The 24,470-nt window shown below is 60.4% G+C and carries 22 protein-coding genes; 7 read left to right on the forward strand and 15 right to left on the reverse strand.

Annotated elements, in window-relative coordinates:
- Window positions 1–3 precede the first annotated feature (3 nt).
- Entirely contained in the window at window positions 4–378 is a 375-nt protein-coding gene (locus FHX76_RS16105; protein ID WP_208402456.1) for a hypothetical protein, read from the reverse strand.
- Window positions 379–1,227 carry a mycothiol conjugate amidase Mca gene (gene mca, locus FHX76_RS06700; RefSeq protein WP_167149120.1) on the reverse strand — a complete coding sequence of 283 codons (849 nt, stop codon included), beginning with the start codon at window positions 1,225–1,227 and terminating at the stop codon, window positions 379–381.
- Window positions 1,228–1,369: 142 nt separating this feature from the next.
- Between mca and FHX76_RS06705 the strand changes: the two genes are divergently transcribed.
- Entirely contained in the window at window positions 1,370–1,795 is a 426-nt protein-coding gene (locus FHX76_RS06705; protein WP_167149122.1) for a DUF4307 domain-containing protein, read from the forward strand.
- A gap of 203 nt (window positions 1,796–1,998) precedes the next feature.
- Entirely contained in the window at window positions 1,999–2,490 is a 492-nt protein-coding gene (gene greA / locus FHX76_RS06710; RefSeq protein ID WP_167149124.1) for a transcription elongation factor GreA, read from the forward strand.
- Window positions 2,491–2,643: 153 nt separating this feature from the next.
- Here greA and ilvA read toward each other — a convergent pair whose 3' ends face one another.
- Both ilvA and FHX76_RS06720 read right to left on the reverse strand, forming a co-directional pair.
- On the reverse strand, window positions 2,644–3,885 hold the full coding sequence (ilvA, locus tag FHX76_RS06715) for a threonine ammonia-lyase (protein ID WP_167149126.1): 1,242 nt from the start codon (window positions 3,883–3,885) through the stop codon (window positions 2,644–2,646).
- The gene (locus tag FHX76_RS06720; RefSeq protein ID WP_167149128.1) at window positions 3,882–5,138 is read right to left on the reverse strand and encodes an AI-2E family transporter; all 1,257 of its coding nucleotides are present in this window, start codon (window positions 5,136–5,138) and stop codon (window positions 3,882–3,884) included. The genes ilvA and FHX76_RS06720 overlap by 4 nt, the downstream gene beginning before the upstream one ends.
- Before the next feature lie 118 nt (window positions 5,139–5,256).
- Here FHX76_RS06720 and FHX76_RS06725 point away from each other — a divergent pair, with 118 nt between their 5' ends.
- On the forward strand, window positions 5,257–6,477 hold the full coding sequence (locus FHX76_RS06725; protein ID WP_167149130.1) for a winged helix-turn-helix domain-containing protein: 1,221 nt from the start codon (window positions 5,257–5,259) through the stop codon (window positions 6,475–6,477).
- A 439-nt stretch (window positions 6,478–6,916) separates the two neighbouring features.
- Here the strand turns inward: FHX76_RS06725 and FHX76_RS06730 are convergent, their stop codons facing one another.
- The 3 genes from FHX76_RS06730 to FHX76_RS06740 are packed head-to-tail and all read right to left on the reverse strand — an operon-like array spanning window position 6,917 to window position 9,971.
- Window positions 6,917–8,329, reverse strand: coding sequence for an aldehyde dehydrogenase family protein (locus FHX76_RS06730; RefSeq protein ID WP_167149133.1), 1,413 nt, complete (start codon window positions 8,327–8,329; stop codon window positions 6,917–6,919).
- A gap of 26 nt (window positions 8,330–8,355) precedes the next feature.
- Complete coding sequence (locus FHX76_RS06735; RefSeq protein WP_167149135.1) at window positions 8,356–8,652, reverse strand: hypothetical protein; 297 nt, start codon at window positions 8,650–8,652, stop codon at window positions 8,356–8,358.
- Window positions 8,649–9,971, reverse strand: a complete 1,323-nt coding sequence (locus FHX76_RS06740) for an inorganic phosphate transporter (protein ID WP_167149137.1) — start codon at window positions 9,969–9,971, stop codon at window positions 8,649–8,651. The genes FHX76_RS06735 and FHX76_RS06740 overlap by 4 nt, the downstream gene beginning before the upstream one ends.
- Before the next feature lie 366 nt (window positions 9,972–10,337).
- Here FHX76_RS06740 and adhP point away from each other — a divergent pair, with 366 nt between their 5' ends.
- Window positions 10,338–11,372, forward strand: a complete 1,035-nt coding sequence (gene adhP, locus FHX76_RS06745) for an alcohol dehydrogenase AdhP (RefSeq protein WP_208402457.1) — start codon at window positions 10,338–10,340, stop codon at window positions 11,370–11,372.
- Window positions 11,373–11,483: 111 nt separating this feature from the next.
- Here adhP and FHX76_RS06750 read toward each other — a convergent pair whose 3' ends face one another.
- The 4 genes from FHX76_RS06750 to FHX76_RS06765 all read right to left on the reverse strand — a co-directional run bounded on the left by FHX76_RS06750 (window position 11,484) and on the right by FHX76_RS06765 (window position 15,146).
- A complete protein-coding gene (locus tag FHX76_RS06750; RefSeq protein ID WP_167149139.1) occupies window positions 11,484–12,911 on the reverse strand; it encodes a hypothetical protein in 1,428 nt (475 codons plus the stop codon).
- Window positions 12,912–13,005: 94 nt separating this feature from the next.
- The gene (locus tag FHX76_RS06755) at window positions 13,006–13,656 is read right to left on the reverse strand and encodes a hypothetical protein (protein WP_167149141.1); all 651 of its coding nucleotides are present in this window, start codon (window positions 13,654–13,656) and stop codon (window positions 13,006–13,008) included.
- A 162-nt stretch (window positions 13,657–13,818) separates the two neighbouring features.
- The gene (locus tag FHX76_RS06760) at window positions 13,819–14,661 is read right to left on the reverse strand and encodes an aldo/keto reductase (protein ID WP_167149143.1); all 843 of its coding nucleotides are present in this window, start codon (window positions 14,659–14,661) and stop codon (window positions 13,819–13,821) included.
- Between the two features lie 5 nt (window positions 14,662–14,666).
- Complete coding sequence (locus FHX76_RS06765) at window positions 14,667–15,146, reverse strand: 8-oxo-dGTP diphosphatase (RefSeq protein ID WP_167149145.1); 480 nt, start codon at window positions 15,144–15,146, stop codon at window positions 14,667–14,669.
- Between the two features lie 59 nt (window positions 15,147–15,205).
- Between FHX76_RS06765 and FHX76_RS06770 the strand changes: the two genes are divergently transcribed.
- Together FHX76_RS06770 and FHX76_RS06775 are read left to right on the forward strand one after the other, a co-directional pair.
- A complete protein-coding gene (locus FHX76_RS06770) occupies window positions 15,206–17,365 on the forward strand; it encodes a S9 family peptidase (protein WP_341777880.1) in 2,160 nt (719 codons plus the stop codon).
- A gap of 41 nt (window positions 17,366–17,406) precedes the next feature.
- Window positions 17,407–17,664 carry a mycoredoxin gene (locus FHX76_RS06775; protein ID WP_167149147.1) on the forward strand — a complete coding sequence of 86 codons (258 nt, stop codon included), beginning with the start codon at window positions 17,407–17,409 and terminating at the stop codon, window positions 17,662–17,664.
- A 337-nt stretch (window positions 17,665–18,001) separates the two neighbouring features.
- On the opposite strand, the gene FHX76_RS06780 is transcribed toward FHX76_RS06775, so the two are convergent.
- From FHX76_RS06780 to zapE, 4 genes are all read right to left on the reverse strand, one after another.
- Entirely contained in the window at window positions 18,002–18,517 is a 516-nt protein-coding gene (locus FHX76_RS06780; protein ID WP_167149149.1) for a hypothetical protein, read from the reverse strand.
- Window positions 18,518–19,096: 579 nt separating this feature from the next.
- On the reverse strand, window positions 19,097–20,125 hold the full coding sequence (locus FHX76_RS06785) for a 6-phosphofructokinase (protein WP_167149151.1): 1,029 nt from the start codon (window positions 20,123–20,125) through the stop codon (window positions 19,097–19,099).
- A gap of 122 nt (window positions 20,126–20,247) precedes the next feature.
- Window positions 20,248–22,431 carry a DEAD/DEAH box helicase gene (locus tag FHX76_RS06790; protein WP_167149153.1) on the reverse strand — a complete coding sequence of 728 codons (2,184 nt, stop codon included), beginning with the start codon at window positions 22,429–22,431 and terminating at the stop codon, window positions 20,248–20,250.
- A 230-nt stretch (window positions 22,432–22,661) separates the two neighbouring features.
- On the reverse strand, window positions 22,662–23,744 hold the full coding sequence (zapE, locus tag FHX76_RS06795) for a cell division protein ZapE (protein ID WP_167149155.1): 1,083 nt from the start codon (window positions 23,742–23,744) through the stop codon (window positions 22,662–22,664).
- Between the two features lie 113 nt (window positions 23,745–23,857).
- On the opposite strand from zapE, the gene FHX76_RS06800 reads away from it, so the two are divergent.
- Window positions 23,858–24,433 carry a histidine phosphatase family protein gene (locus tag FHX76_RS06800; RefSeq protein WP_341777881.1) on the forward strand — a complete coding sequence of 192 codons (576 nt, stop codon included), beginning with the start codon at window positions 23,858–23,860 and terminating at the stop codon, window positions 24,431–24,433.
- Window positions 24,434–24,470: the final 37 nt, after the last annotated feature.

Below are 24,470 nucleotides of genomic sequence, written 5' to 3' on the forward strand. Positions count from 1 at the left end.
AGCTTAGGAGCTTTCGCCGTGGGGCGGCGTAGCCGATTTGCTGCCGTTGGCTGCCGCGGCGCTGGAGTCGTTGTGGGCGCTCGTATCGTCCGCTGCCTCGCCGTTCGCCGCAGCGCCACCGTTGGCCGCAGCATCACCATCGGCTGCGGCTTCTTCGGCATCAAGCTGAGCATCAACTTCTGCGCGATAGCGCGTGCGGCGCACGCGGCGGTTCATGTCAAGGATGAGCAGCACGGTCATGAGCGCGACAAAGGCCGTAGCCGCAAAACCGATCGCACCCGGCGTCACCGAGTCTTTATCGAATTCTGGCGCGGGGGTCTCGGTGGCGGCCACAACGATGGCGGTCACAAACGGGGAGGCGCTGAGCGCGGCGAACATCTAGTTATCCTCAATTCCTTGGAAGAGATCGGCTTCTGGGTTGGCCGTTGCCACACGAGATGCGGCCAGTTGGTAGTCCTCGTATGGCCAAGCGGCCTGCTGAATTTCGTTTGGCCAGAAGAAGAAGGAGCTGTCTGGGGCCACCTGGCTGGCGTGTGCCTTGAGCGCGAGGTCGCGGCGTTCAAAAAACTCGCCAACCTTAACCTGCGTGGTGGCGTTGTACGGACGCTGGCGCATCCACCCGACCATCTCCTCAAACTGCGTGAGCAGCGGCGACGACGGCTCGCGCTCTTTCATGAGGTTGTAGACGCTCTCCATGCGAGGGAAGTTAAAGATGGCCTCGTAGTAGAGCTTCGAGACCGCCCATGGTTCGCCTGCCTCAGGGTACATGGTTGGGTCTGCTGCGGCCTCGTAGGCAAACATGCTGATGACATGAGTGCGGATGTGGTCTGGATGCGGGTAACCGCCATTTTCGTCATAGGTGACCATGACGTGCGGCTTGAACTCGCGGATAAGGCGAACAAGATGCTCTGCTTCAATCTCGACGGGGATATCGGCAAAGCTGCCGGGAGGTACAGTGCCGTCCTCGCGGGCCATACCGGAATCGACGTAACCGAGCCAGCGGTGCTGGAACCCGATGACCTCACGAGCTGCCGCCATCTCAAGGCGGCGAAGCCCGGCAAGATCGCGCTTTGCGAGCGCGGCTTTGTCGAGGTGATCGTTGAGGATGTCGCCCCGCTCGCCGCCAGTGCACGAGACAATCATGACCTCGGCGCCCCTGTTGAGGTAATAAGCGTAGGTCGCAGCGCCCTTGCTCGACTCGTCGTCGGGATGAGCGTGAACGGCCATGAGTCGTAGCGACACCGTTGGTCTCGATTCTGTGTGGGATGATGAATAGATATGGATGCGGCTTGCAGAGGCCAGCACCCTCACAATGGTACGCCACGTAAGCTGTGTGTGAGACGTACCAGCGACTATCTTGAGGAGTACTTTGGCCGAGACTGAGGTTGTGGATAACCACCTCGAAGAACGCTATGGCCGCGCCAAGACCGGGCGGCTTGATAAGCGCGTCCTCACTGCCCTCGCAGGCGTCTTCGCCGTCGTACTCATCGCGTGGGTCGCCTGGGCCGGGCTCAACGGCGACAACGGCACCCTCGAGTTCCGAAACATCGGTTACAGCATCGACGACGAAGCCAACGTCGACATCACGTTTGACGTCACGGTCGTGCCGAACACCCCGGTCGCCTGCGCGTTGCAGTCGCTCTCTGAGTCGTACGGCGTTGTTGGGTACAAAGTTGTTGTTGTCGAACCGAGCGACCAGCGCACCCGCCAATTCACCGAGACACTGCGCACGATCTCGGAGCCAACCACCGGCGTGGTCGAGCGCTGCTGGACGCTCGAAAACGATCAGGCCTAACTCCTCGTTCCCATCTCACGGCCTTTCCCTCTCAGGGTCCGGTTGCCTAACGCGAGCGCACAAAAACCGGCCAGTCCTGGCGCGGTGCTTGGAGCGGTTCCTCCCCCGCTGGTAGTCTGGTGGTTTGATTCAGGCCCTAGCGAAACGCTCGTTGGGGCTCACGTTTAACTACTGCGCTACCAGCCCTTATGCAAGGAGTCATCATGTCGAACGAGGTACACGAGACCTGGCTTACCCAGGATGCGTTTAACCGCTTGAACGACGAGCTGACGTACCTGAGCGGCCCGGGCCGACAAGACATCACCGACAAAATCGAGGCAGCACGCGAAGAGGGCGACCTCAAAGAAAACGGCGGCTACCACGCGGCAAAAGATGAGCAGGGCAAGATGGAGGCGCGCATCCGCGACCTCGCTCACCTGCTGAAGACCGCCAAAGTTGGCGACGCCCCCGAGAGCACCGGCGAGGTTGTTGTTGGCACCGTCATCACGGCAACCGTCTTTGGCGACGAAGAGGTTTTCCTGCTTGGCAACCGTGAGATCGCTGGCAACAGCGACCTCGATGTCTACAGCGAGAACAGTCCGCTCGGCGAGGCAATCCTTGGGCTCAAGGTTGGCGATTCCACGAGCTACACCGCTCCAAACGGCAAAGAGATTCCCGTGTCAATCATCAAGGTAGAAACCTACAACGGCCAGTAATAGCAGCGAGATGGCCGTCAGGCCGGCCGAGTGTCGACCGACAACGACTCAGCCCGTGTACATCGTCAGCCCGCCGAGAGGCGGACTCGAGCAAGGTACACGGGCTGAACGCGTTAACGGGGCTGGTCAAGCATCCATGCACCCGACGAGCGGCTACAGCCCTTCGAGGCGCAGCCGGTACCCGGCATCCTTCAGCTTCTGGACCACCTGGTCTCGGTGCTCAGCACCCCTGGTCTCGATGTGAAGCTCAAGCTCAACCTCGCTGATCTGCAGGCCCCCTCCGTGGCGGGTGTGCTGTACCTCAACGACGTTGGCGTTAGCTTCTGACACGATCTCAGCGGTTCGTGCGAGCTGGCCAGGACGATCTGGCAGCATAACCCGAAGCTTGAGGTACCGATCTGAAGCGGCTAGTCCGTGGCTGATCACGCGCTGCATGAGCAACGGATCGATATTGCCGCCGGAGAGCACGGTTGCGGTTGGGCCTGTCGTTGTAATCTTGCCCGCGATCATCGCCGCAACGCCGGCGGCACCGGCAGGCTCAACTACAAGCTTTGCCCGCTCAAGCAGCACGAGGATACCCCGCGCGATGTCGTCGTCGCTCACCGTCACAATCTCGTCAACGTATTCGCGAACGATGTCAAAGTTGAGGGCTCCGGGCCTGGCAACGGCAATACCGTCGGCAATTGTTGGCGTCGTCTCGACGTTGATGGGTTCGCCAGCCTCAAGCGACGGGCCGTATGCTGCCGCATTCTCCGCCTGGACTCCGATGATTCGGATACTGCGGCCGTCCCGCTCAGCCCTGAGCTTCGCCGCGAGCGCGATGCCGGCGATGAGGCCGCCTCCACCGATCGGAATGACAAATGTCTCGATTTCTGGGGCTTCGTCGAGCATTTCAAGGGCAAGGGTTCCTTGCCCGGCAACCACGTCAAAGTGATCGAAGGGTGGGATAAGGACAGCCCCCGTCGACTCGGCAAATTCTGCGGCAGCCCGCAGCGGCTCCTCAACCGTGTGCCCGCGAAGCACAACATCGGCGCCGTAGTTGCGCGTAGCCTGCAGCTTTGGCAGTGCGACGCCGAGCGGCATAAAGATGGTTGCCTTAATCCCGAGCTCACGGGCAGCAAACGCAACTCCTTGGGCGTGGTTGCCGGCCGAGGCAGCTACTACTCCCCTGTCGCGCTCTTCCTGGCTCAGCTGCGAAAGCCTGTTGTACGCGCCACGAATTTTATACGAACCGGTGCGCTGGAGGTTTTCACACTTCAGATAGACCTGCGAAACATTCAGGATTTCAGCGAGGTAGCGTGAGGTCTCGAGCGGAGTTGGCTGGGCTACGTTGCCAACAACGCCGCGTGCCGACTCAAAATCGGAGAGGGTTGGCCGGTTGAAACGTGTGGTCATTCTGAGGTGTCCTTGGTGTGATCAGCGTTGTTGTTGGCACCGGCGACATCGGCGGCGGCAGAAGATGCCTGTGGCAATGGCGGTGTTTCCGGTTTGGTTTTTGGCGGCCCATGCGTATCGGCAAGCGGGTCGGGTAGACCCTTCCAGGTCCCGGCCGTCAGGTAATTAACGACGCTGTTCAGACCGGCAACGATCGGCACAGCAAACAGGGCACCGGGGATACCGGCAACAAGCGTTCCAGCGCTCACCGCGAGCACAACGCCGAGCGGATGCACCCGAACCGCGCTGCCCATGACGAGTGGCTGAAGGACGTGGCCCTCGATCTGGTTCACAAGCACCACGATGCCAAGCATGATGAGCGCCGTGACGGGACCCTCATACACAAGAGCAACAAAAGCGGCAAGCGCGCCCGTCGTGATCGCACCGAGGAACGGGATAAACGATCCAAGGAAGACCAGCACGGCGATGGGAATCGCGAGTGGCAGCTGGAGGATGACGGCACCGAGTCCGATACCAACGGCATCCACGAAGGCAACAAAGATCTGAACTCGAACGTAGGACCCAACAGAGACCCACGCGGCTCGCCCGGCACCGTCGGTCGCGGCGCGGGCACGGGTTGGCATGAATCCGACAAACCATCGCCAAATGCGTGCGCCGTCAATCAAGAAAAACAGGGTCGTAAACAGGGTAAGGAGCAGGCCGGCGACAACGTGCGAAAGCGTGCTCGTGACGGACAGTGCCCCGGTGAGAAAAAAGTCTCGATCGGTGTTGAGGTTGCCCACAAAATCGTCGATGAACTTATCTATCTGTGACTGGCTGAGATTAAACGGCGCCCCCGTGAGCCAGTTGAGCAGCTCGTGATAGGCCATCGCGCTGCGGTCTTTGAGGTTGTCGAATCCAGAACGGAACTGAGTGATGATCAAGAAGACGAGCAGCGTGACCCCGGCCAAGAGGCTCAGGATCGAGATGACGACGGCGGACCACTTCGGGAACTTCCATTTGATGAGCCGACGCTGAAGCGGCACAAGAAGAGCGGCAAGAAGCACCGCGATAATCACGGGAATCACAACAATGCGAAGACTCACGACTGCCCACAGAATGAGCGTCAACGCGGCCGCGATGAGCAGAATCCTCCAGGACCAGGCGGCGGCAATGCGAACGCCAAATGGAACAGCGTCGCGCACTTCATTTCGGGCAGGCTCAGCCACGATACGGGCCGGTTCTGGGGGTGTTGTGTATTCGTTCTCCGCCATTTGTTTAGTCTAGGGGTAGGGGTATTACCCGCCAACGATTTGTCCCCTTGACATGCCGGAGGGTTGGATGCTTCGCCGGTTCGAGCACAGTGTCGGCGGCGCACCGTACGCTACCCATATGACAGATTCGCTTTCGCTCGCGCAGGCCCGCCGCATCGCCCTTGAGGCGCAACAGCTCGCAAAGCCGGTCACGCTCACGCAACCAGCCCCTCGTGCACGGCCGGCAGCAACAACGCGCAAGCTCAACACGACGCTGAGCAAGCTACATTTGCTGCAGATCGATTCCGTCAACGTTTTCGAACGCAGCCATTACCTGCCGATCTTGGCTCGGCAAGGTGCCTATGACCGGGCCGCAGCCGATCAACTCCTCCTCACGGGCGGGCCCTACGTCGAATACTGGGCACACGAGGCCGCCATCATCCCGCAACAGTCCTGGCCGCTCTTTCGCTGGCGCATGAACGAACGGCACCAAAAAGACACCAGCGAAGCTGGCAAGTGGGCCGCCGACCATCAACACGTCATCGAGCGCGTCCGCCAAGACCTCGCCTCGCGGGGCCCATCGCTCGTGCGCGAGATTGAGGGCGATGTCAAGCGGGCACCTGGCGGTTGGTGGGAGTGGTCAGACGTCAAACGCGCGGTTGAGTTCCTCTTCGGTTGGGGCGAGGTGACGGCGGCAGGGCGGCAGCGATTCGAGCGCCGGTATGCGCTTACCGAGCAGGTGCTTCCGGCAGAGATTATTGATCGCCACGTCGCCAGACCCGATGCCATCCGCCAGCTCGCCGAGCTCGGGGCCCGCGCCCACGGCGTTGGGACGGCACACGATATTGCAGACTACTTTCGGCTCCCGCTTGCCGAGACCAAGACAGCGATAAACGAGCTCCAAGACGAGGGAATTCTTCAGCCGGTCACCGTCGAACGGTGGGTGGATACCGCCGGCCGTCAGCTCCCCGCCTGGCGGCACCGCGACGCAACGCTTCCGCGAGCGGCAACGGGCGCTGCGCTGCTCTCCCCCTTCGATCCAGTTGTGTGGTTTCGTCCGAGGGCCGAACGCCTCTTCAACTTTCACTACCGCATCGAGATCTACACGCCCGAACCAAAACGAGTCTTCGGATACTACTCGCTGCCCGTTCTTGTTGGTGATCAACTGGTTGGCAGGGTTGACCTCAAGAACGATCGAAAGGCCGGCGTACTGAGAGTGCAGTCCGCGTGGCAGGAGCCAGGCGCCCCAGCAGACACCGGCGAGCGGGTCTATGCCCTGCTAGAAGCCGCTGCCGCATGGCAGGACAACGAACGGATTGAAGTCACAGGCAAGGGCAACCTGCGGCTGCCAGGCCACTAGTCGCCGCCGTTCATTCAGATCACGAGGTCTCTTGCTGCGGGCTCGGGGTAGGCCTAGAGCGTGGGCCGTGGGGCAAGGGCGGTGAAGGGCGACTCAGAGCCAAGGCTGTGAGGTACGTCGCTGGGGTAGGCCATAGAGCCAACTCATAGGCGCATATCTTGAAGCCAAGTCCCGCGCGCAAACTTTTGTGCTCAGCCTCCGCGAATGAGCGAAGACCAAGGCCGTGACCTCGCGGAACCTCGTTCCACGACGGTCCCCCACCTCGGCACGCTCCAGCTGCCAACAGATTGGTCACAGTTCCACCCAAACCGGCGCTATTGGGTGGAACTGTGACCAATCTGATGGGTAAGTCGCTTGGGCAAGGCGACGCGAGGCGAGGCGAAGCGAGGCGAAGCGAAGCGAGACGCTGACGACCAGAGCCGTCAGCGGCGGCTGCCAATTACGAAATGCGGCGCAGCAGCTTTCGCACGATGGCCTCTTTCTGCGCGGTGTAGGGCGGCATGATCGTGGCACGCAGGGTGTCCGGCGTGAGCGGTTTGCTCAGCACCGCCTTCTCATGACTAAACGTCAGGAATGAGCGCTCACCGTGGTACGCGCCCATCCCGCTCTCGCCTACACCGCCAAACGGTAGCCCGCTCACCATGAGGTGCGCCATTGGGATTCCGAAGGCAAGCCCGCCAGAACTTGTCTCGTTTGCCCAGCGGTCGCGAGCCCGATTACTCTCGCTGAATACGTAGAGGGCGAGCGGTTTGTCTCCGCCGCGCACATAGTTGATTGCGTCGTCGAGGCCGGTGACTTCAATGAGTGGAAGAAGCGGCCCAAAGATTTCGCTGGCCATGATGTCTGAATCGCGGGAGACATCCGTCAGCACGGTGGGCTCGATGTACCTGTCGTCGCGGTCGACGGTGCCGCCGATCGCGATGCGTCCGCTCGACAGGAGCCCAGCAAGCCGTTCGGTGTGCCGGGTGTTGATGATTCGGCCGTAGTCGGGATTCTGCTGGATGCTCGTGCCAAAGAGGTCACGGATGGCCTCAGCGAGCATTGGCACAAGTCGGTCGATGACGGGCCTCGTTGCAAGCACGTAGTCTGGGGCGACGCAGGTTTGACCGGCATTGAGAAATTTGCCCCAGGCGAGGCGCTGGGCAACCTGGCGAAGGTCGCTCGTGTCATCAACATACGCTGGTGATTTTCCGCCAAGCTCGAGCGTGACGGGCGTGAGGTGTTGTGCTGCGGCAGTCATCACGATCCGCCCGACAGCCCCGTTACCCGTGTAGAAAATGGAGTCCCAGCGCTGCTCAAGCAGTTCGGTCGTTTCCTCAACGCCGCCCTCTATGACCGCAAAGGCGCGGTGGTCGAGGTAGGTTGGCAGGATCTTTGCCAGAGCCGCTGAGACGTTGGGCGCGAGCTCACTCGGCTTGACAACCGCCACGTTTCCCGCGGCAATTGCCCCAACAAGTGGCGATAGCGCAAGCATGAGCGGGTAGTTCCAGGGCGCAATGATGAGTGCCGCGCCAAGCGGCTCCCTGATGACTTTTGCCGAGGCCGGCAGGAGCGCCACTGACGGCATCACCCGCCGCGGCCGCATCCATTTGCCCAGCTGGGAGCGGGTGTGGTCGATCTCGCTCAGCAGAAAGCCGATCTCGGTCAGGATGCCTTCAACAGGCGACTTGCCAAGGTCACGCTGCAACGCACTCTCGAAGACCCCGCTGTTGTCGGTCAGCATACGGCTCAGGGCCAACAACTGGTTGTCGCGCCACGCCGCGGACCTGGTGAGGCCTGCGTTATAGTTCTCGCGCAATCGTGCGAGCGTTTCGATGATGGCGGTTGTTGGTTCTGCTGCCTGCTCAGTCATAGGGTCATCCTACGCGCGAACAGGCACTACTTCACGTGAAGAGCTGGCACGATCAGGTAAATGCCAAAGAGCACAACAACAACGCACAGGCCGAAGCAGATATTGGCCGCCCAGGTTGCCCAGCGCGGGCGCCCCTGAAGCTCAATACCGTCATCCTCCGCATCGCGCGCGTCACCAACCGGCTCAAGTGTCCCGTCTTCACGGCGAACGCGAGGCGCTGGCATCGCCGAGAAACGGATGCCAAACGAGTACAGACTCACAACAACGCACGCAGAGACGATGGCCGTCACAAACACAATCAGAAAGGCTGCCCAGTCGATCATTTCTGGTCTCCTTCTGCAACGGCTGCCGTCGCGGCAGCGTCCTCGGCCTTTGCTTCAGCCTTCGCCTCGGCTGCGGCTTCTGCGGCTGCCTTGTCGTGCATAACAGCAGACTGGGCAACGGTCGTGAGCGGAGGAATCGTGCCGGTTTCGGTCGGAACGCTGCGGATCTTGCGCTTGCGAATGCGGACAGCATAACCAGACTCGGCCACATCGCTCACGGCGTTGTTCGAGCTGATGCGGTTCCGCTTCGACAGCGCGTAGATGAGCCCAATGACAAACACGCCGACAACCGTGTCGATGATGATGCCGACGGGGCCCATGTGCGCGATCCAGGCGGCAAGCGCCCCAACAAGACCTGCAGCGGGGAGCGTCATGAGCCAGCCGATGCCAATTCGGCCAACGGTACGCCAGCGCACGGTTGATCCACGGCGGCCAAGGCCAGAACCGATCACGGAGCCAGAGGCAACCTGTGTCGTTGACAGGGCGAAGCCGAGGTGGGTTGAGGCGAGGATGGTCGCGGCGGTGCTCGTCTCTGCGGCAAATCCCTGGGCCGGCTTCACATCGGTAAGGCCGGCGCCAAGCGTGCGGATGATTCGCCATCCGCCAGAGTACGTACCGAGTGCGATAGCAAGGGCACAGGAAATGATGACCCACAGGTGGGGGCCCGTTCCTGCGGTCTGCCAACCGGCGGCAACCAGGGTCAGGGTGATAACACCCATCGTCTTCTGGGCGTCGTTTGTTCCGTGGGCAAGAGCCACAAGCGACGACGACGCAATCTGGGCATACCGGTAGCGCCCACGACCGTCGGGCTTACCGTCATGGCGACGCGTGATCTTGTAGGCAAGACGAGTGGCCGTGAACGCAATGATTCCAGCGGTAACCGGCGCAGCGAGGGCCGGAAGGATAACCTTCGACAGCAAGACGCTTCCGTCAACGGCGTTCAGTCCGGCACCAACAATCGCGGCACCGATCAATCCGCCAAACAGGGCGTGGGATGAGCTCGACGGGAGGCCAAGCAACCACGTAACCATGTTCCACACGATGGCGCCGATGAGGCCGGCGAAGATCATCTCTGGGGAGATGAGCACACCGCCGTCACCCTCACGGATGATGCCTTGGGAAATGGTCTTGGCCACCTCAGTTGAGAGGAAGGCACCTACAAGGTTGAGCACGGCCGCCAAAATGACCGCAGTCTTGGGTTTCAGTGCCCCCGTGGCAATGGGGGTAGCCATTGCGTTGGCGGTGTCGTGAAAACCATTCGTGAAGTCAAAGAAAAGGGCCAGTACGATAACCAGCAGCACAATGAGTGCGAGTTCCACCGAAGTCTTTCTGTCGAGACGATCATCCTCGCGAGCGTGAAAGTATTTGACAAATATTCATCAAAAATCCCTTTACGCGAAGCGTGCGGTTATGCACAATACGATGCTTCCATCACCACGAGTCTAGGTCAAGTCACGACCCCATTCTGACCCAATTGGCACATCCCTTTCTGCGCGCCCATCGCTCACCGGCAGCCTCGCCGGTTTATCCCCAAAAACTCCGAGCGAGCGCAACCCGAATGCAACCTTATTCCGCGCGCTCAAACGGCATCCCGGCCTATCCTTGGTGCGAAGACGCCCCTGTCCTACTCGGAAATCGGCGTCTGGCAGATCCTGCCACAAATCATTCACATCTGGAGTTAATGTATGTCTGGAACTATGCGCGCTGCCGTTGTCCACGAGCTCGGCAAACCACTTACCATCGACGAGGTTCCCATCCCAGAGCCAGGCTTCGGCCAAGCACTGGTGAAGGTAGAGACCTCAGGCGTCTGCCACACCGACCTCCACGCCGCACACGGCGACTGGCCGGTCAAGCCAAAGCAGCCGCTCATCCCCGGTCACGAAGGCTACGGCGAGGTAGTCAAGCTTGGCGAGGGCGTCACCGATCTCAAGGTTGGCGACAAGGTTGGAAACGCCTGGCTGTGGTCAGCCTGTGGCATCTGCCAGTACTGCCGCACAGGGTGGGAAACCCTCTGTGAGAAGCAGGAAAACGGCGGATACTCGGTCGACGGAAGCTTTGCCGAATACATGCTTGTTGACGCAAAGTATGCGGCACGCATCCCGGCCGGCGCGGACCCCGTAGAAATCGCGCCCATCCTGTGTGCCGGAGTCACGGTATACAAGGGCCTCAAGATGACCGACGCTCGCCCAGGCCAGTGGGTCGTCATCTCGGGCATCGGCGGACTTGGCCACATTGCTGTGCAATACGCGGTGGCCATGGGCCTCAACGTTGTTGCCGTCGACGTTGACGACAGCAAACTGGAACTGGCCAAGAAGCACGGCGCCCTCCTCACGGTTAACGCCATGAACGAGGACCCAGCCGAGGTTGTTCAGCGCGAGATTGGCGGCGCACACGGCGTGCTCGTCACAGCTGTGCACCCGAAGGCGTTCGGGCAGGCCCTCGGCGTTGCCCGCCGCGGCGCAACGATCGTCTTCAATGGCCTCCCGCCAGGAGACTTCCCAGCGAACATCTTCGACATCGTGCTGCGAGCCATCACGATCCGCGGGTCGATTGTTGGAACCCGCCAGGACATGGTTGAGGCGCTCGACTTCTACGCTCGCGGCAAGATCAAACCAACGGTTGCTGCAGAGAAGCTCGACGATATCAACAGCATCTTCGACCGCATGGTCAAGGGCCAGATCGATGGACGCATCGTCATGAAGATGGAGACCTCGGCCTAACCGAGGACCCTCATAAGCCGGCGGATGCGCCTCCCGCGCATCCGCCACACGCCAGCGCCCCACCTCGTAGCGGTGAACTACGATGTGGGGCGCTGGTCTTTTTGTTGCCGTTTAGCAGAGCGCGCTGAGGTTCCAGCCTTGAATATCGGCGATACTCCCAAACACCCTGTGGGTCGTTGGCGGGTTGTTGTAGGGCGTCCCGAGGGTCGAATAGGCGTTGTTCCCAACCACCTTGAAGCTGCACGCCCCGCTCGAGTTTTTGGTTTGAATCAAGAAGCCGTAGCCTGCAGGGCCGAGCGATACCGCCCCAGAGGCAAGTACCGTCGCGACGTTTGAACCTTGGGGAAAGTTGGCCCAGCCGCCCTGCGATGTTGTCATGATCAGGCTGCCGCTCTGTGTCAGGAAGCCGGTGAAGACCGCGTTAGACACGGCATCCTTCACCCCGGCGACCCCTGGCAAGAGTGCTGGTACGCCACCCTTGATCCAGTACAGCGCTGTTCCGTTTGATAACGTGGCGAAGCTCATTTTTTCGTTGCCAATGAACTTCACAATTGTGGCACCGGTGTTGGCGGGCTTCTTCTCCCATTGCGCAAACGTGTTGATCTTCGTGGCGCTTATTGTGGATGTCATGGCTCCAGGCTGGATTGCCGCGCTTGACGAGGCAATCCACTGGTAGATCGCGCCGCTTTCAAGTGTGATGTAAAACGCGCCAAGAGTCGAGTCAAGGGCGATGGGGCGGTTCCCGAAGACGCTCGGATCGGGCAATCCTGGCATCTGAACGAACCCGGAGAACTCCCCGGTATTGGCACCGGGCGCAGCTGCGCTGGCAGCGGCGTAGGCGGAGCCAGAATAGTACACACGATCATTCGCGATAACGGCTACCGAGCCTCGGCTTGCCGCAATACTCACTGCGTTGGTGAGCTCGGTTCCCGTTCCGGCCCAGGGCGTTCCGCCAACACGCATCGCGTATGGGTAGTACGGTGTCGACGGAGAATAGGCCACTTTTTGATAGGTACTGTGCATCGCGATAACGCGGCCGGCGTAATCGAGCACGTAGAGGCCGCGGGCCGTACCAACAACATTCTTCACTTCGGGCATCCCACTGACAAGAGTTGGCGGGGTCCCAATAGACCAGTACCCCCAATAACCGGCGCCGTACGCCGAATAGTTCTCGCTCTTACTGTTCCAGTTGGCGGGCGTTGTACAGCCAGGCGTGGCCGTTGTGCATTTTTGCTCGCCCGTATAGCCAGAGGGAGCGCCCCAGACAAGCAGCTGCCGCTTTGAGGTGACACCGTAGCCAATCGTCTCGTTATAGCTCCCACCCCCAAGACCGTAGGTAACGGGCGGCATCGGGATTTCGGCCGCAACGCTCTGCGACATTCCATACGCGCTATTTGTGTAGGCAGCGTCGGTTGGCGTGACGCTCGTAAGCCCTGACGCAATCAGTGAGGCCACGGCTACTCCCCCGACGAGCCAGAGGCGCCCTGCGCGCATCCTCGTCGTGACGAATCGTTTTGGCTGCTGTGGTGTGAGGTTCATAGGACGCTTCCCTGTGCGTTGGACAAACCGGCGAGTGTCGGTGGAATCTGTGGGATCTGTGGGATCTGTGGGATTTGTGGGATTTGTGGGCGGCTCATGCTCGGCTCGTGCCACTAAGGAGCACCGCTATGCGCGTCGAGACACCGTTGAACTGCGTGTACTCGAGTCCGTCAACAAGTAAAACGCTGAGGTTCAGCTGATGGACTTCTCCTGCGGGAACAGCGGCAAGGCCCCTGGCAGTCATGGCGTTGAACGTTGCAGCCGACACGGCGGATGCCAGGGTGGGCTGACCGTCGTAGCTGACGGTGAACAGCAACGAGTTAAAGAGTTCGATGCACGTTCCAACGCAGTCGGCTGGCGGAACAAGACTGGGGAGAACATCCCCAGCTGGCGACGATGGGCCAACGCGGAACGATACTGACTGCACAAGGGGCGTTGTTGGCGAAAGTCGCTGACCCGCAGGCATCGCCATGACCACGGCCTCCGCCTCGGTATCTGCTGCCTTCCACACGCCGTCACCGTTGCTCGCTTCGACGGAAAAGGCGTTGGGATTGCCAACGGCCCCCGCGTTACCCATGAGCGCGTTGGCGATGTCGTTATAGGCTCCGCTGGTGACCTCTGGCAGCGTGACAACGCAGGCCCCAACGATCAGGCTGGCAAACACGAGCCCTGCTGGCCATCGTCTTGCGCGGTGTTGTTGCGATTTCGGGCGCACCGAATCGCCCTTCTTGGGGTGTGCTTTCATGGTTGATATCGCGCGCCTCGTACCGGCGGGCAGTCCTCACTTGTCTAGCGTTGCGTTGCCACATCCCTAATATGTGACACTAAACAATAATACGCTAAACAAAACAGGAAAAAAGATTATTCTGGGCGACCGGTTTTCTTTCTGCGCCGGCGGCCCCTTGCCCTACTCCTCCTCGTGGAAGTTCGGGTCGGCGTCAAACAAACGACCGTCAGGGCGGCCCAGCGCGGTAATCGCAGAGATCTCCGTCTCGGTCAGTTCGAAGCCAAAAATGTTGAGGTTCTCTCGCTGCCGAGCAGGAGCGGCCGACTTCGGGATTGGTAATGCGCCAAGCTGGGTCTGCCAGCGGAGGATCACCTGCGATGGAGACACTCCGTGAGCCTCTGCGGCTTCAACAACGGGGGCTTCTTCGGTGGATGCGCCTGCCCGGCCAAGCGGGCTCCACGACTCCGTGCGAATACCAAGTTCCGCGTGAACCAACCGCAGCTCCTCCTGCGGGAAATACGGGTGCAGCTCAACCTGGTTGACGGCTGGGGTGACGCCGGTCTCGTCAATAATGCGACGAAGGTGCTCTTCGGTGAAGTTACTGACGCCGATGGACCGAACGAGGCCATCCTTCTGCAGCTGAACGAGCGCCCGCCAGGCCTCGGAATACTTGTCAACGCTGGGGTTTGGCCAGTGGATGAGTGCCAAGTCGATGTAGTCAACACCAAGACGCCATGAGGATTCCTGCACACAAGCGATGGCGTCGTCGTACGCGTGAAACCGGCCGGGAATCTTGGTCGCTACTTGGATACGCTCACGAGCAACCCCTGATCGGCGGATTCCTTCGCCAACCGCGCCTTCGTTCTGATAGTTGACTGCGGTGTCAATCAGCCGATAGCCGGTCGTAATTGCACTGTGCACTGCCCAGGCACCGTCTTCGCCTTTGAGCGGATAGGTGCCAAACCCTACCTGCGGAACCGTGATGCCGTCGTTAAGTGTGTATGTGGGTATCTGAAGAGCCATACACCTCAGCGTACGGTGTGAGTGGCTACCGAGTTAAGGTCTTCGGCAAAACTAAATTCGGCGTCAACCGTGCCGCCGCGCAAAACGGCGGGCAACCAGTGGCGCGCGTCATCCCACATTTGGTCGTAGTCAAGATCATCGATTGTGTACCAGCCCAGCTCGAGCTCATCCGAATCCGCTGGAGTACCAGACCATTCCCGACCAACAAACACGGTCGACTGCTGGTCAAGTTCCGGCTGCGTTGGGAAGGTATAGCTGATAAACCCAGCCTCGTGCAGCTCCTGAGCGCCCACGTTGAGCCCGGTCTCCTCCGCTACCTCCCTCACGATTGCTTGAACCGGGGTCTCATCAACCTCAAGCTTGCCCCCAGGCCCAACGAGCTTGCCCGTCCCGAGCCCTCGCTTTTTGCGCCCGAGCAACACTTCGACGCGCGCGTTGTCCCCGGTGCGAAGCAGATAACATACGCACACCTGGGTAACAGTCATACGTTGAGCCTACTGGTTGGGATTGCTGCGGCACGCGCGACTCCGGGTAGCGTAGGTGTGTGAGTATCTCAAAGATCCCCCAGGCCGAGCAGCGTCCGGTTGAACGAACCTTTCACGGTGACACCGTTATTGACAACTACGAATGGCTTCGCGAGAAAGAATCTCCCGACGTCGTTTCGTACCTTGAAGCCGAAAACGTCTACGCAAACATCGAGACAGACCATCTCGCGGCGCTTCGTTCTACGCTGTTTGACGAGATCAAGGCCCGCACGGTCGAAACGGACCTCTCCGTACCCACCCGCCTCGGCGACTGGTGGTACTACTCACGCACGCAAGAGGGGCAACAGTACGCGATGCACTGCCGCGCGCCAATCGCTTCGGCAGACGATTGGACGCCTCCCGCTGTTGACCCTGCCGTCGCCGCCGACGGCGAACAGGTCCTTCTTGACGGAAACGTTGAGGCAGAGGGGCACGACTTCTTCTCGATCGGCAGCTTCGATGTCAGCACCGATGGCAACTTCCTGTTGTATTCGACCGACACGGTTGGCGACGAGCGCTACACGATTCAGGTTCGCGACCTCCGAACATCCGTGAACCTGCCAGACCGGGTCGAGGGCACTGCGCCTGGTGCCATGTTCGCCCCGGATGCAGCTTCACTGTTTTACAGCACGTTTGACGACTCGTGGCGCCCAGATACTATTTGGCGGCACACGATTGGCGATTCCGGCGACACTGACCTCACCGTCTTCCATGAGCCTGACGAACGCTTCTGGCTTGGCATCGGCCGCACGCGAAGCAAACGGTATTTGGTCATCGAGCTTGGGTCGAAGGTGACCACAGAGATCCACCTGCTCGACACACTGATTCCGGATGCCGAATTCACGGTCGTCTGGCCGCGTGTTGAGGGCGTGGAATACGACGTCGACCACGCCGTGATCAACGGCGAAGACCGCCTCCTCATCCTCCACAACGTTGATGCGATCGGCAGCGAACTTGTGATGGTTGATCCGCTGTCCCCCGGCACCGGGCCGGAGGGTGCGGAGGTGCTCATCGCCCACGACGAGGCCATCCGACTCGAGGACGTTTCGGCGTTTGAACAGTACCTCACCCTTGACTTCCGCAGAGACGGCCTCAGCCAGGTGGGCGTGCTCCCCCTGTCGTCGCTCACGGGACCGTTCACCGCACACAGCACCGAGCTCGCCTTTGATGAGCCACTGTACACCGCGGCGACCGGGGGCAACCCCGAGTGGTCCCAACCAACCGTTCGCCTCGGCTACGGCTCGCTTGTGACACCATCAACCGTGCTCGCTTACACCGTTGCGACTGGTGAACGCAGCATCCTCAAGCAGCAGCAGGTCCTCGGAGGCTTTGACCCGGCCCGATACGTGCAGCGCAGGGAATGGGCAGCGGCGCCAGACGGCACTCGAGTTCCAATTTCACTGGTCTACGCGCTGAGCGAAGCCGAACTCACCGGGGACCGCGCTGGAGCAAAACACGCCGCACCCGAGCCGCGCCCACTCCACCTCTACGGCTATGGCTCGTACGAGGCAAGCATCGACCCTTCGTTCTCGATTGCGCGGCTATCGATGCTCGACCGGGGCGTCGTCTTTGCCATCGCGCACGTGCGCGGCGGCGGAGAGATGGGTCGCCACTGGTACGACGACGGCAAGATGTTGCACAAGAAAAACACGTTTACTGATTTTGTGGCCTGTGCTGAACACCTCATCGGTTCCGGCTACACCACAGCAGACAAACTTGTGGCCGAGGGCGGAAGCGCGGGAGGTCTTCTCATGGGTGCCGTCGCAAACCTCGCCCCGGAGAAGTTTGCCGGCATTCTTGCATCGGTTCCGTTTGTTGACCCGCTCACCAGCATCCTCGATCCGTCACTTCCGCTCACGGTCATCGAATGGGATGAATGGGGCGACCCGTTGCACAACGCTGATGTCTACGAGTACATGAAAAGCTACTCGCCATATGAAAACGTGCGCGACGATGTTCAATACCCGCGCATCCTTGCGATGACAAGCCTTAACGACACTCGCGTGCTCTACGTCGAGCCGGCAAAATGGGTTGCCCGGCTGCGCGAAGTTGGCGCACCTGCACTACTCAAGACCGAAATGAGCGCCGGCCACGGCGGAGTAAGCGGCCGTTACAACGCGTGGAACGAGCGCGCATACGAGCTCGCTTGGCTGCTCGACGTGCTTGGGCTGGCGGACTAAGTGCTGAGCGCAGTCTCAGCCACACGGGTTAGGATTTTGGCATGAGCGATTACATCCCAGCAGACGGCACCATCACAATGTTCTCTACGACGTGGTGCGGCTACTGCCAGCGCCTCAAGAAGCAGCTCGACAAGGCTGGCATCGGCTACACCGAAATCAACATCGAAGAAACGCCTGGCACCGCCGAGCTTGTTGAGTCGCTCAACAACGGCAACCAGACGGTTCCAACGGTGCTGTACCCGAACGGCTCGTCGGCAACAAACCCGTCGCTCGCCGATGTCCAGGCCGCGCTGGCCTAACCCCCAACATCACCAACGGCGTGCCTGCGTTCCCTGGGATCGCAGATACGCCGTTTTGTTGAAGCGGTAGTCGAGCAATTTTGGCGTGTTCTTGCCGTTGAGGCAGAAAGGATCATACAGATCCAAGATGCAAACCCAAGCCGGCCCTCGTCACAGTGGAGCGACTGCCTCCATGAGAACGTGCCATGGAGGACCGACAACTATCGGTGAGGTCATGGCTGTTGGTTGTCTGAGTCCGGTGACTTAACTCGTGTCTCGCCGATGCCAGCGCGAAACGGCTGTTGCGCAGAGCGCCTTCTTCGACAGAATTACACTAATCATGGTTCGTATTTCGAGGTTATTCATATTTGGTGCAGAATAAACTAGCGTTCACTGTCCCGCTCACTACGGGAACATTTTGATTATCAAAATCTTCGACATCTAAGCCTTTGTCACGATTCCGACCGACGTCAAACAGCAACTTAAGATCAACCTTCGCTCCAGAAACGATAGTCCTGCGGTCTCCCGAGCCCTCCTGTTCAGTGCGGGCTGTCACGATCTGATCAGAGAATGCCGCAAGAATCCCACCGTCTACATCATTTACGTAAGCCTGCGAGGTCCGCGAAGTGCCTTCATGTAGCAAACTCAATACAAACGTCGCCTGTGGGCCGTTTTCAAAGGTGAATCCAGAGGTTGTGGTCTCATCACACCGAACGACTTCTGGGTGCGCAGTTACCGTACGATACTCCCCGTCATACGTGAAGCTCAGCGATAAGGTCGATCGGTTGGAAACGCTGCAGCCTTGAACGAGCAGCAGGCCACAAACGAACGCGAAGCATCCGACCACAGAAAGCAGCCGTTTCAACGCGGCCACGCGCTTGCTCGTCGCATATCGAACTCGTTAATGGTCGACACTGTGGACTGAGCAAGATGTCGAGCATCCGCGGCGAGCCGTTGGAACCGGAGCATTCTCGCTTCACCTCCACGCATTGCCGGCGAGATGGTCTCGCGGGCGTCACCTTGCCAACCGCGATCAAGCGCGACCACGCTCGACCTCAACCGCAGGAGTCCAGTACCGATCGCCCGAATTGCAGACTCGTAGAGCTGATGGTTGCCAAGCCACGTATCTGAGCTGTCAACGAGGCCAGCACCCCTGGAAAAGGTTTTCCCGTGGTTCTCCACGCCAACTGGGCTCAGCCAGAAGTCTCTTTTATACAATGCGTTTCCTCTGCCGCGTTTCAAAGCCAACGTTCTGAGACAGAACGATGAGTTCGTAGATTAGCCCCAAAGGACACATTATTGGGCCAGACCGTTAATGAACAATTTCAAAGGAGCGCAAACGCAGAGACGGTCACACCTTTCCGAGATGTTCGGCGTAAATTGCCCGTTTGGGCGTATGAGAGAACATACGCCCAAACGGGAAATCTACGCCAAAACCGGATGGCACGGGCGGCTAGCCGAAGAGGATTGCGGCCTCGTCGTAGCGGTGCTGCGGCACCGTCTTGAGCTCGCCCAGCGCTTCTTCGAGGCCAACAACCTCGACCTCGGTTCCGCGGAGAGCAACCATGTTGCCCCAGCGTTCTTCAAGCACGGTGTCGATTGCGGCGAGCCCGAGACGCGTCGCAAGCACACGGTCGTATGCCGTTGGCACTCCGCCACGTTGGATGTGACCAAGCACGGTTGCGCGCGACTCGATGCCGGTGCGCTCCTCGATCATGGGCGCAAGAATCTCGGCAATACCGCCGAGTCGCGGACGGTTGAAGCCATCGAGCCCCTTATGCGAGTGCGCGTCCTCCATTGTCGTGAGCTTAAATCCCTCGGCGACCACCAGCAGGGGTGCACGTCCGCGGTCACGCACGCTCTCAACCCAGGTCACAATCTGCTCGATGCTGACCGGCTGCTCTGGGATGAGGATGGCGTGCGCTCCCCCGGCCATGCCGGAGTGAAGGGCGATCCACCCAACGTGGCGGCCCATAACCTCAAGCACCATGCAGCGCTTATGTGAGTCGCCGGTTGTGCGAAGGCGGTCGATGGCCTCTGTTGCGATCTCTACCGCAGTGTCAAATCCGAACGTGTAGTCGGTGGCACCGAGGTCGTTGTCGATGGTCTTTGGAACACCGATAATCTTGATGCCGGCATCCGCGAGGCGCTTTGACGCGGCCTGCGTACCCTCGCCACCGATCGCGATAACCGCGTCAACACCGAGCCGATCGAGCGTCTTCTGGATGTTCTCAGGCCCGCCATTTGGTCCCTCATAGGGGCCAAACCGGCTCGTGCCAAGAATCGTGCCTCCCTGCTTGGCAAGTCCACGAACGCGGTGACGGTCAAGGGGAATGACATCCCCTTCAACCAGCCCGCGCCATCCATCACGAAAACCAACGAATTGTTGCGAGTAGACACTTGTGCCTTTGAGGACAATCGCGCGAATTACCGCGTTCAGCCCTGGGCAGTCACCACCACTCGTCAAAATTCCGATCTTCATACACACACTCCCTATGGTTCCTGTTTCATTGGAAGATGCAATACGCATCGGTCAGCCGATAAAAGCCTGCGGCTTGCCGGCCTATCGTGACGCTGGCTGCGACACTCGACCACACAAAACCTCTAGGACGATGCTATCGCTCTTTTCAGCAGGTGGATGAGGGCCTCAAGCTGCACGGAGTCGCCGGCGGTGAGCTCGGCGTCGCTGCCGTCAAGGGCTCGGGCGGCAAGGCCCGCCTTGCCGTCAATGAGCTCGGCGATTTTGCTGTCGATGGTGTGGGCCGCGATGATTCGCCATGCGGTCACCGGCTCGGCCTGGCCGATGCGGTGCACGCGGTCAATCGCTTGAGTCTGCTCGGCGTCGGTCCAGCTGAGCTCAGCGAGCACAACGTTCGAGGAGGCCTGCATGTTCACGCCAACGCCGGCAGCGGTGAGCGAGCAGACCGCGATCGAGACCTCTGGGTCGTTGTTGAACGCGTCGATCTGGGCCTGGCGCGACTCTGAAGTTTGGTCGCCCCGAACCGAAATCGTGCGAAGACCACGTTCAGCGAAGGCTGCCTCTGCGGCATCCATCACATCGATGTGCTTAGCAAAGAACACAACCTTGCCAACGGAGCGGGCCAGCTGAGCCGCGTAGTCTGCCGCGAGCGATGCCTTTGCCTTACCGATGTTACGAACCATCGTGAAGACGTTGGTGCCGGTCTTGGAGTTGCCAGACTCGTCGAGCTCCTGGTGAGCGACCATGCGAATGAGCGCCTCAGTCGACATTTCGGCGCCAAGGCGGCCATTCAGCGCGCGCTGGTAGCGCTCGTACATCTTGCGACCGAGTTCATCTTCTGCCTCGCGGATGCTGCGGCCGAAGTCGTCGTCAAGCTCAACGGGGAGGTCAACAACGCGCTTTGCCGGCAGGTCGGCCGCGACGTCGATCTTCTTGCGCCGCACGATTCCCATGTCGATGACGGCCTCGCGGGCGGCCGGGTAGAAGGCCGAATCTGCAGGGGTCAGGCCGGTGTCTTCGAGGCGGTGCATGAGTTCTGCCGTTGGCTTTGTGCCGTCGGTCCAGCCGAGGAAGCGCCAGATGGCGCGGAAATCATCCACGTCGTTGATGAGCGGAGTACCGGTGAGCGCCATCATGAGCGGCTTGCCACCTGGCGTGTTCTTACGGATGCGGTCGGCAATCGTGAGTACGTTGCGCGAGCGCTGCGACTGCACATTTTTGATCATGTGCGCCTCGTCAACGACCATTCCACGGAATCCCATGTTGCTGATCCAGCTCAGGTGGCGGTCGAGGATCTCGTAGTTGACGATGAAGACATCGGCAAACGCGTCGAGGTTCTGGCCGTCGCCCTGAATTACCGTTGCGCGGCGCTGTGGGGTCCAGTTCTGGACCTCGCGGGCCCAGTTCATCTTCACAACGTTCGGCACAACAACGAGCAGCGGGTAGGCGTTGGCGACCGAGGCCGCAATAACCGACTGAGCGGTCTTACCAAGACCGGGCTCGTCGGCAAGCAAAAAGCTGCGGTGCCCCTCGGCAACGCACTCAAGGAAGCGCGCCTGGTGACGCATGAGTTCGTGGCCCTTTGGCGCAAGGCGGTCAATGGGAGGAGCCTCTGGCAGCGGCATGCTGGCAACTTTGCCGCCTGCGCCCTGCTCAAACGATTTGAGGAGCGGCCCAAGCAGCTCCCAGTTGGAGAGGCGCACAACTGGACGCTTCGGCGGGGCCGGCGTCAGGTCTGGCGCGAGGAATGGATTCGATCGTTGCCTGGCGATCACGGCCGGCGGCAACACCTGGCGCTCTGCAAGCTCCGGCGGAACAACCGCCTCGACCGGCGCAGGAGTGGGCTCGTCTTCGGGAACCTCGTGGCCTGCGGTCTCGAGCAGCTTGCGGCGCAGCTTGCGTGCGGCCTCGTTGACGGGAGCCTCTGGCTCAAGAAGCGTTATGAGCGACGTGTCGCGGGCGGCGGTCTTTGCCAGAATAGACGCGATGCCATCGAGGCGTTTGAGCGTCTCAGCACGGTCGGCATCGCTCAGCGACGGGTCGGTCTTGGCGCGGGCGCGCTCCTCGCGCATGAGCAGCGCGATGACGTGGAACTTAGTGCGGTTCATTGGCGTTGCTTTGCCACGCTGGGCGGATGCTTCAACCTCGCGTACGGCGCGGGCAAGCAGCGGGATGAGACCCTCGTTATTTGCCTGCTTTGCAGCCTGCTTAGCGGATTTGCCGCCCTGCTGGCCATTGTGCTGGGCGCTGCTCTGCTGCTTGTTCTGCTGCGCGCGGGCCGGGGCCTGCTGTAGTTCTGGCTGAGCCATGTTTCTCCTGAGCGAAAACCGACGCATCGGTTCGGAACGGTAAATGAGTCTCCGGGCTGGTAGCCGGTCAAGACTCGGTAACGCAACAGGGCTTCCATACTCGAGCAACGAAACGAGACGCTGTGGAATCAATTCGGTCGAGTGATGAAGGGAAGCAGTTACGCTGAATCACAGTCTACACCCCCGAACCGTGAGGTTTCCGATAATTTCTGCGCGTTCGGCGATCTGCCCTACGAGGCCCCATCGCTCAGATCGCGGAGCAGCAGCAGTCGACTCTCCATTCGAAAGGCATCAGTTGGGGTCGCCTCTCGCCAGGCGAGAAACTGGGAGCGGTCATCGGCACAGCGCACGTGAACTTCGATCTGGGCGTCACACAACACGTCAATAAGGTTGACGAGACGCTGATACGAACCAGGCGACAGGTGTTCGGCCGACGGCACGTCGCCAAGAACCCAGGTGGAGAAGCGTTCGGCCCAGCGCAAATAGTCGTTGACTGAGGTGGGCGAATCAAGCAGACTCGCAAAATCGAACCACACAAGTCCGTTGCCGGCGCGGCGGGCGGTAAATCGGTGGCCGGCGGATTCGAGCGCTACCTCTTCGTCAGCGTCGGGCGGCGTGTGCACGTCTCCGTTCGCTCCACGAACCTCCACCTGAGTTGTGCCCCACGTGCCGCGCGCAAACCCCGTTCGTTCCCCGCGCACAGGAGCTCTCCGATAATCCGTATCACCCGTCATCTCGAACACACTCAGCCGGGTCTCAAGCAATTGGATGCCTGGCGCAAAGAGGTGATGATAGTTCGGGTTAGGCATAAGCTCGGCAGGCGCATAGTTCGAGCTCACCACGAGGCGGATACCCCGGCGAAACAGTTCATCGAGCACGCCAATGAGCAGGGTTGCATCACCGGCATCGTGCACGTGAAACTCATCAAACACCACAAGGGTGGCGTCGCCAAGGAGTTCGTCTATAGCCGCATCGACCGGGTGACGTTCGCCCCGGTTCGGGTCTATCCGGTGCTGAAAAATGCTCGCGTGAAACCGTGCAAAGAAACCGTGGAAGTGGATGCGGCGCTTCTGTTCGCCGGGAACCAGCGCGAAGTACTGGTCAAGAAGCCAGGTTTTCCCTCGACCGGATGGCCCCCAAAGATAGACCCCTGTGCTCTCGTCAGCCAGCAGGTCGAGAACGCCAAGCTGTGAGTGATCGAGGGCAAAGCCTGCCGCGGTCGCGGCTTCACCAACGCGGTCCGCAAGCACGGCCGAAGATTCGGCGACGGGCTGATGCGCGCGGGGAGAACTGAGCGAGCTCAGTGACGTCATTGGTGACCTTTCAACGATTCCACAACACATTCTGCCACGTTGCCCTGCGAGACTCTTCTCCTGCCCGCCAGCCATCCGGCCGAACTATCAGGTCGATGGGACAGAATAGACGGGTGACTGAAACTACAACGATCGCGCTCATCCGCCACGGCCAGACCCCATGGAATGCCGAATTCCGCATCCAGGGACGCACCGATATCGATCTGAACGATACTGGCAGGGAGCAGGCCCGCTTCGCGGCCAAAGAACTCGATGACAGCTGGAACATCGTCACGTCGTCGCCACTGTCACGGGCATCAGAGACCGCGGCAATCATCGCTGAGGGCCTTGGGCTCTCCGGCCCTGCCCACGTTGATCACCTCGTCGAACGTAACTTTGGTCGGGCGGAGGGCCTTACCGCAGGCGACGAGCTCGAAGCGGTTCGCCTGCCAGGAGGATTTGTCGATTCAGAGACGGAGGCAGAGGTCTCGGCCCGCGGCTTGCTCGCGCTTGAGCACCTCAGGGACACCTACGCGGGAAAGAACGTTATCGCGGTGAGCCACGGCTCGTTCATCCGACTCACCCTCCAGGGGCTCTTCGATCTCACGATGCCTCGAATCAATAACGCGGCGGTCAGCATTGTCACGTTCACGCCGGATGGTTGGTCGCTCGACACCGTCAACGGTGTGCCCGCTCACGAACTCGTCTAGCCAGGAGGCTCACGAGACCAACAGAAATGACGCAAGA

Source organism: Lysinibacter cavernae (assembly GCF_011758565.1).
In the GTDB taxonomy this organism is placed as follows: Bacteria; Actinomycetota; Actinomycetes; order Actinomycetales; family Microbacteriaceae; genus Lysinibacter; species Lysinibacter cavernae.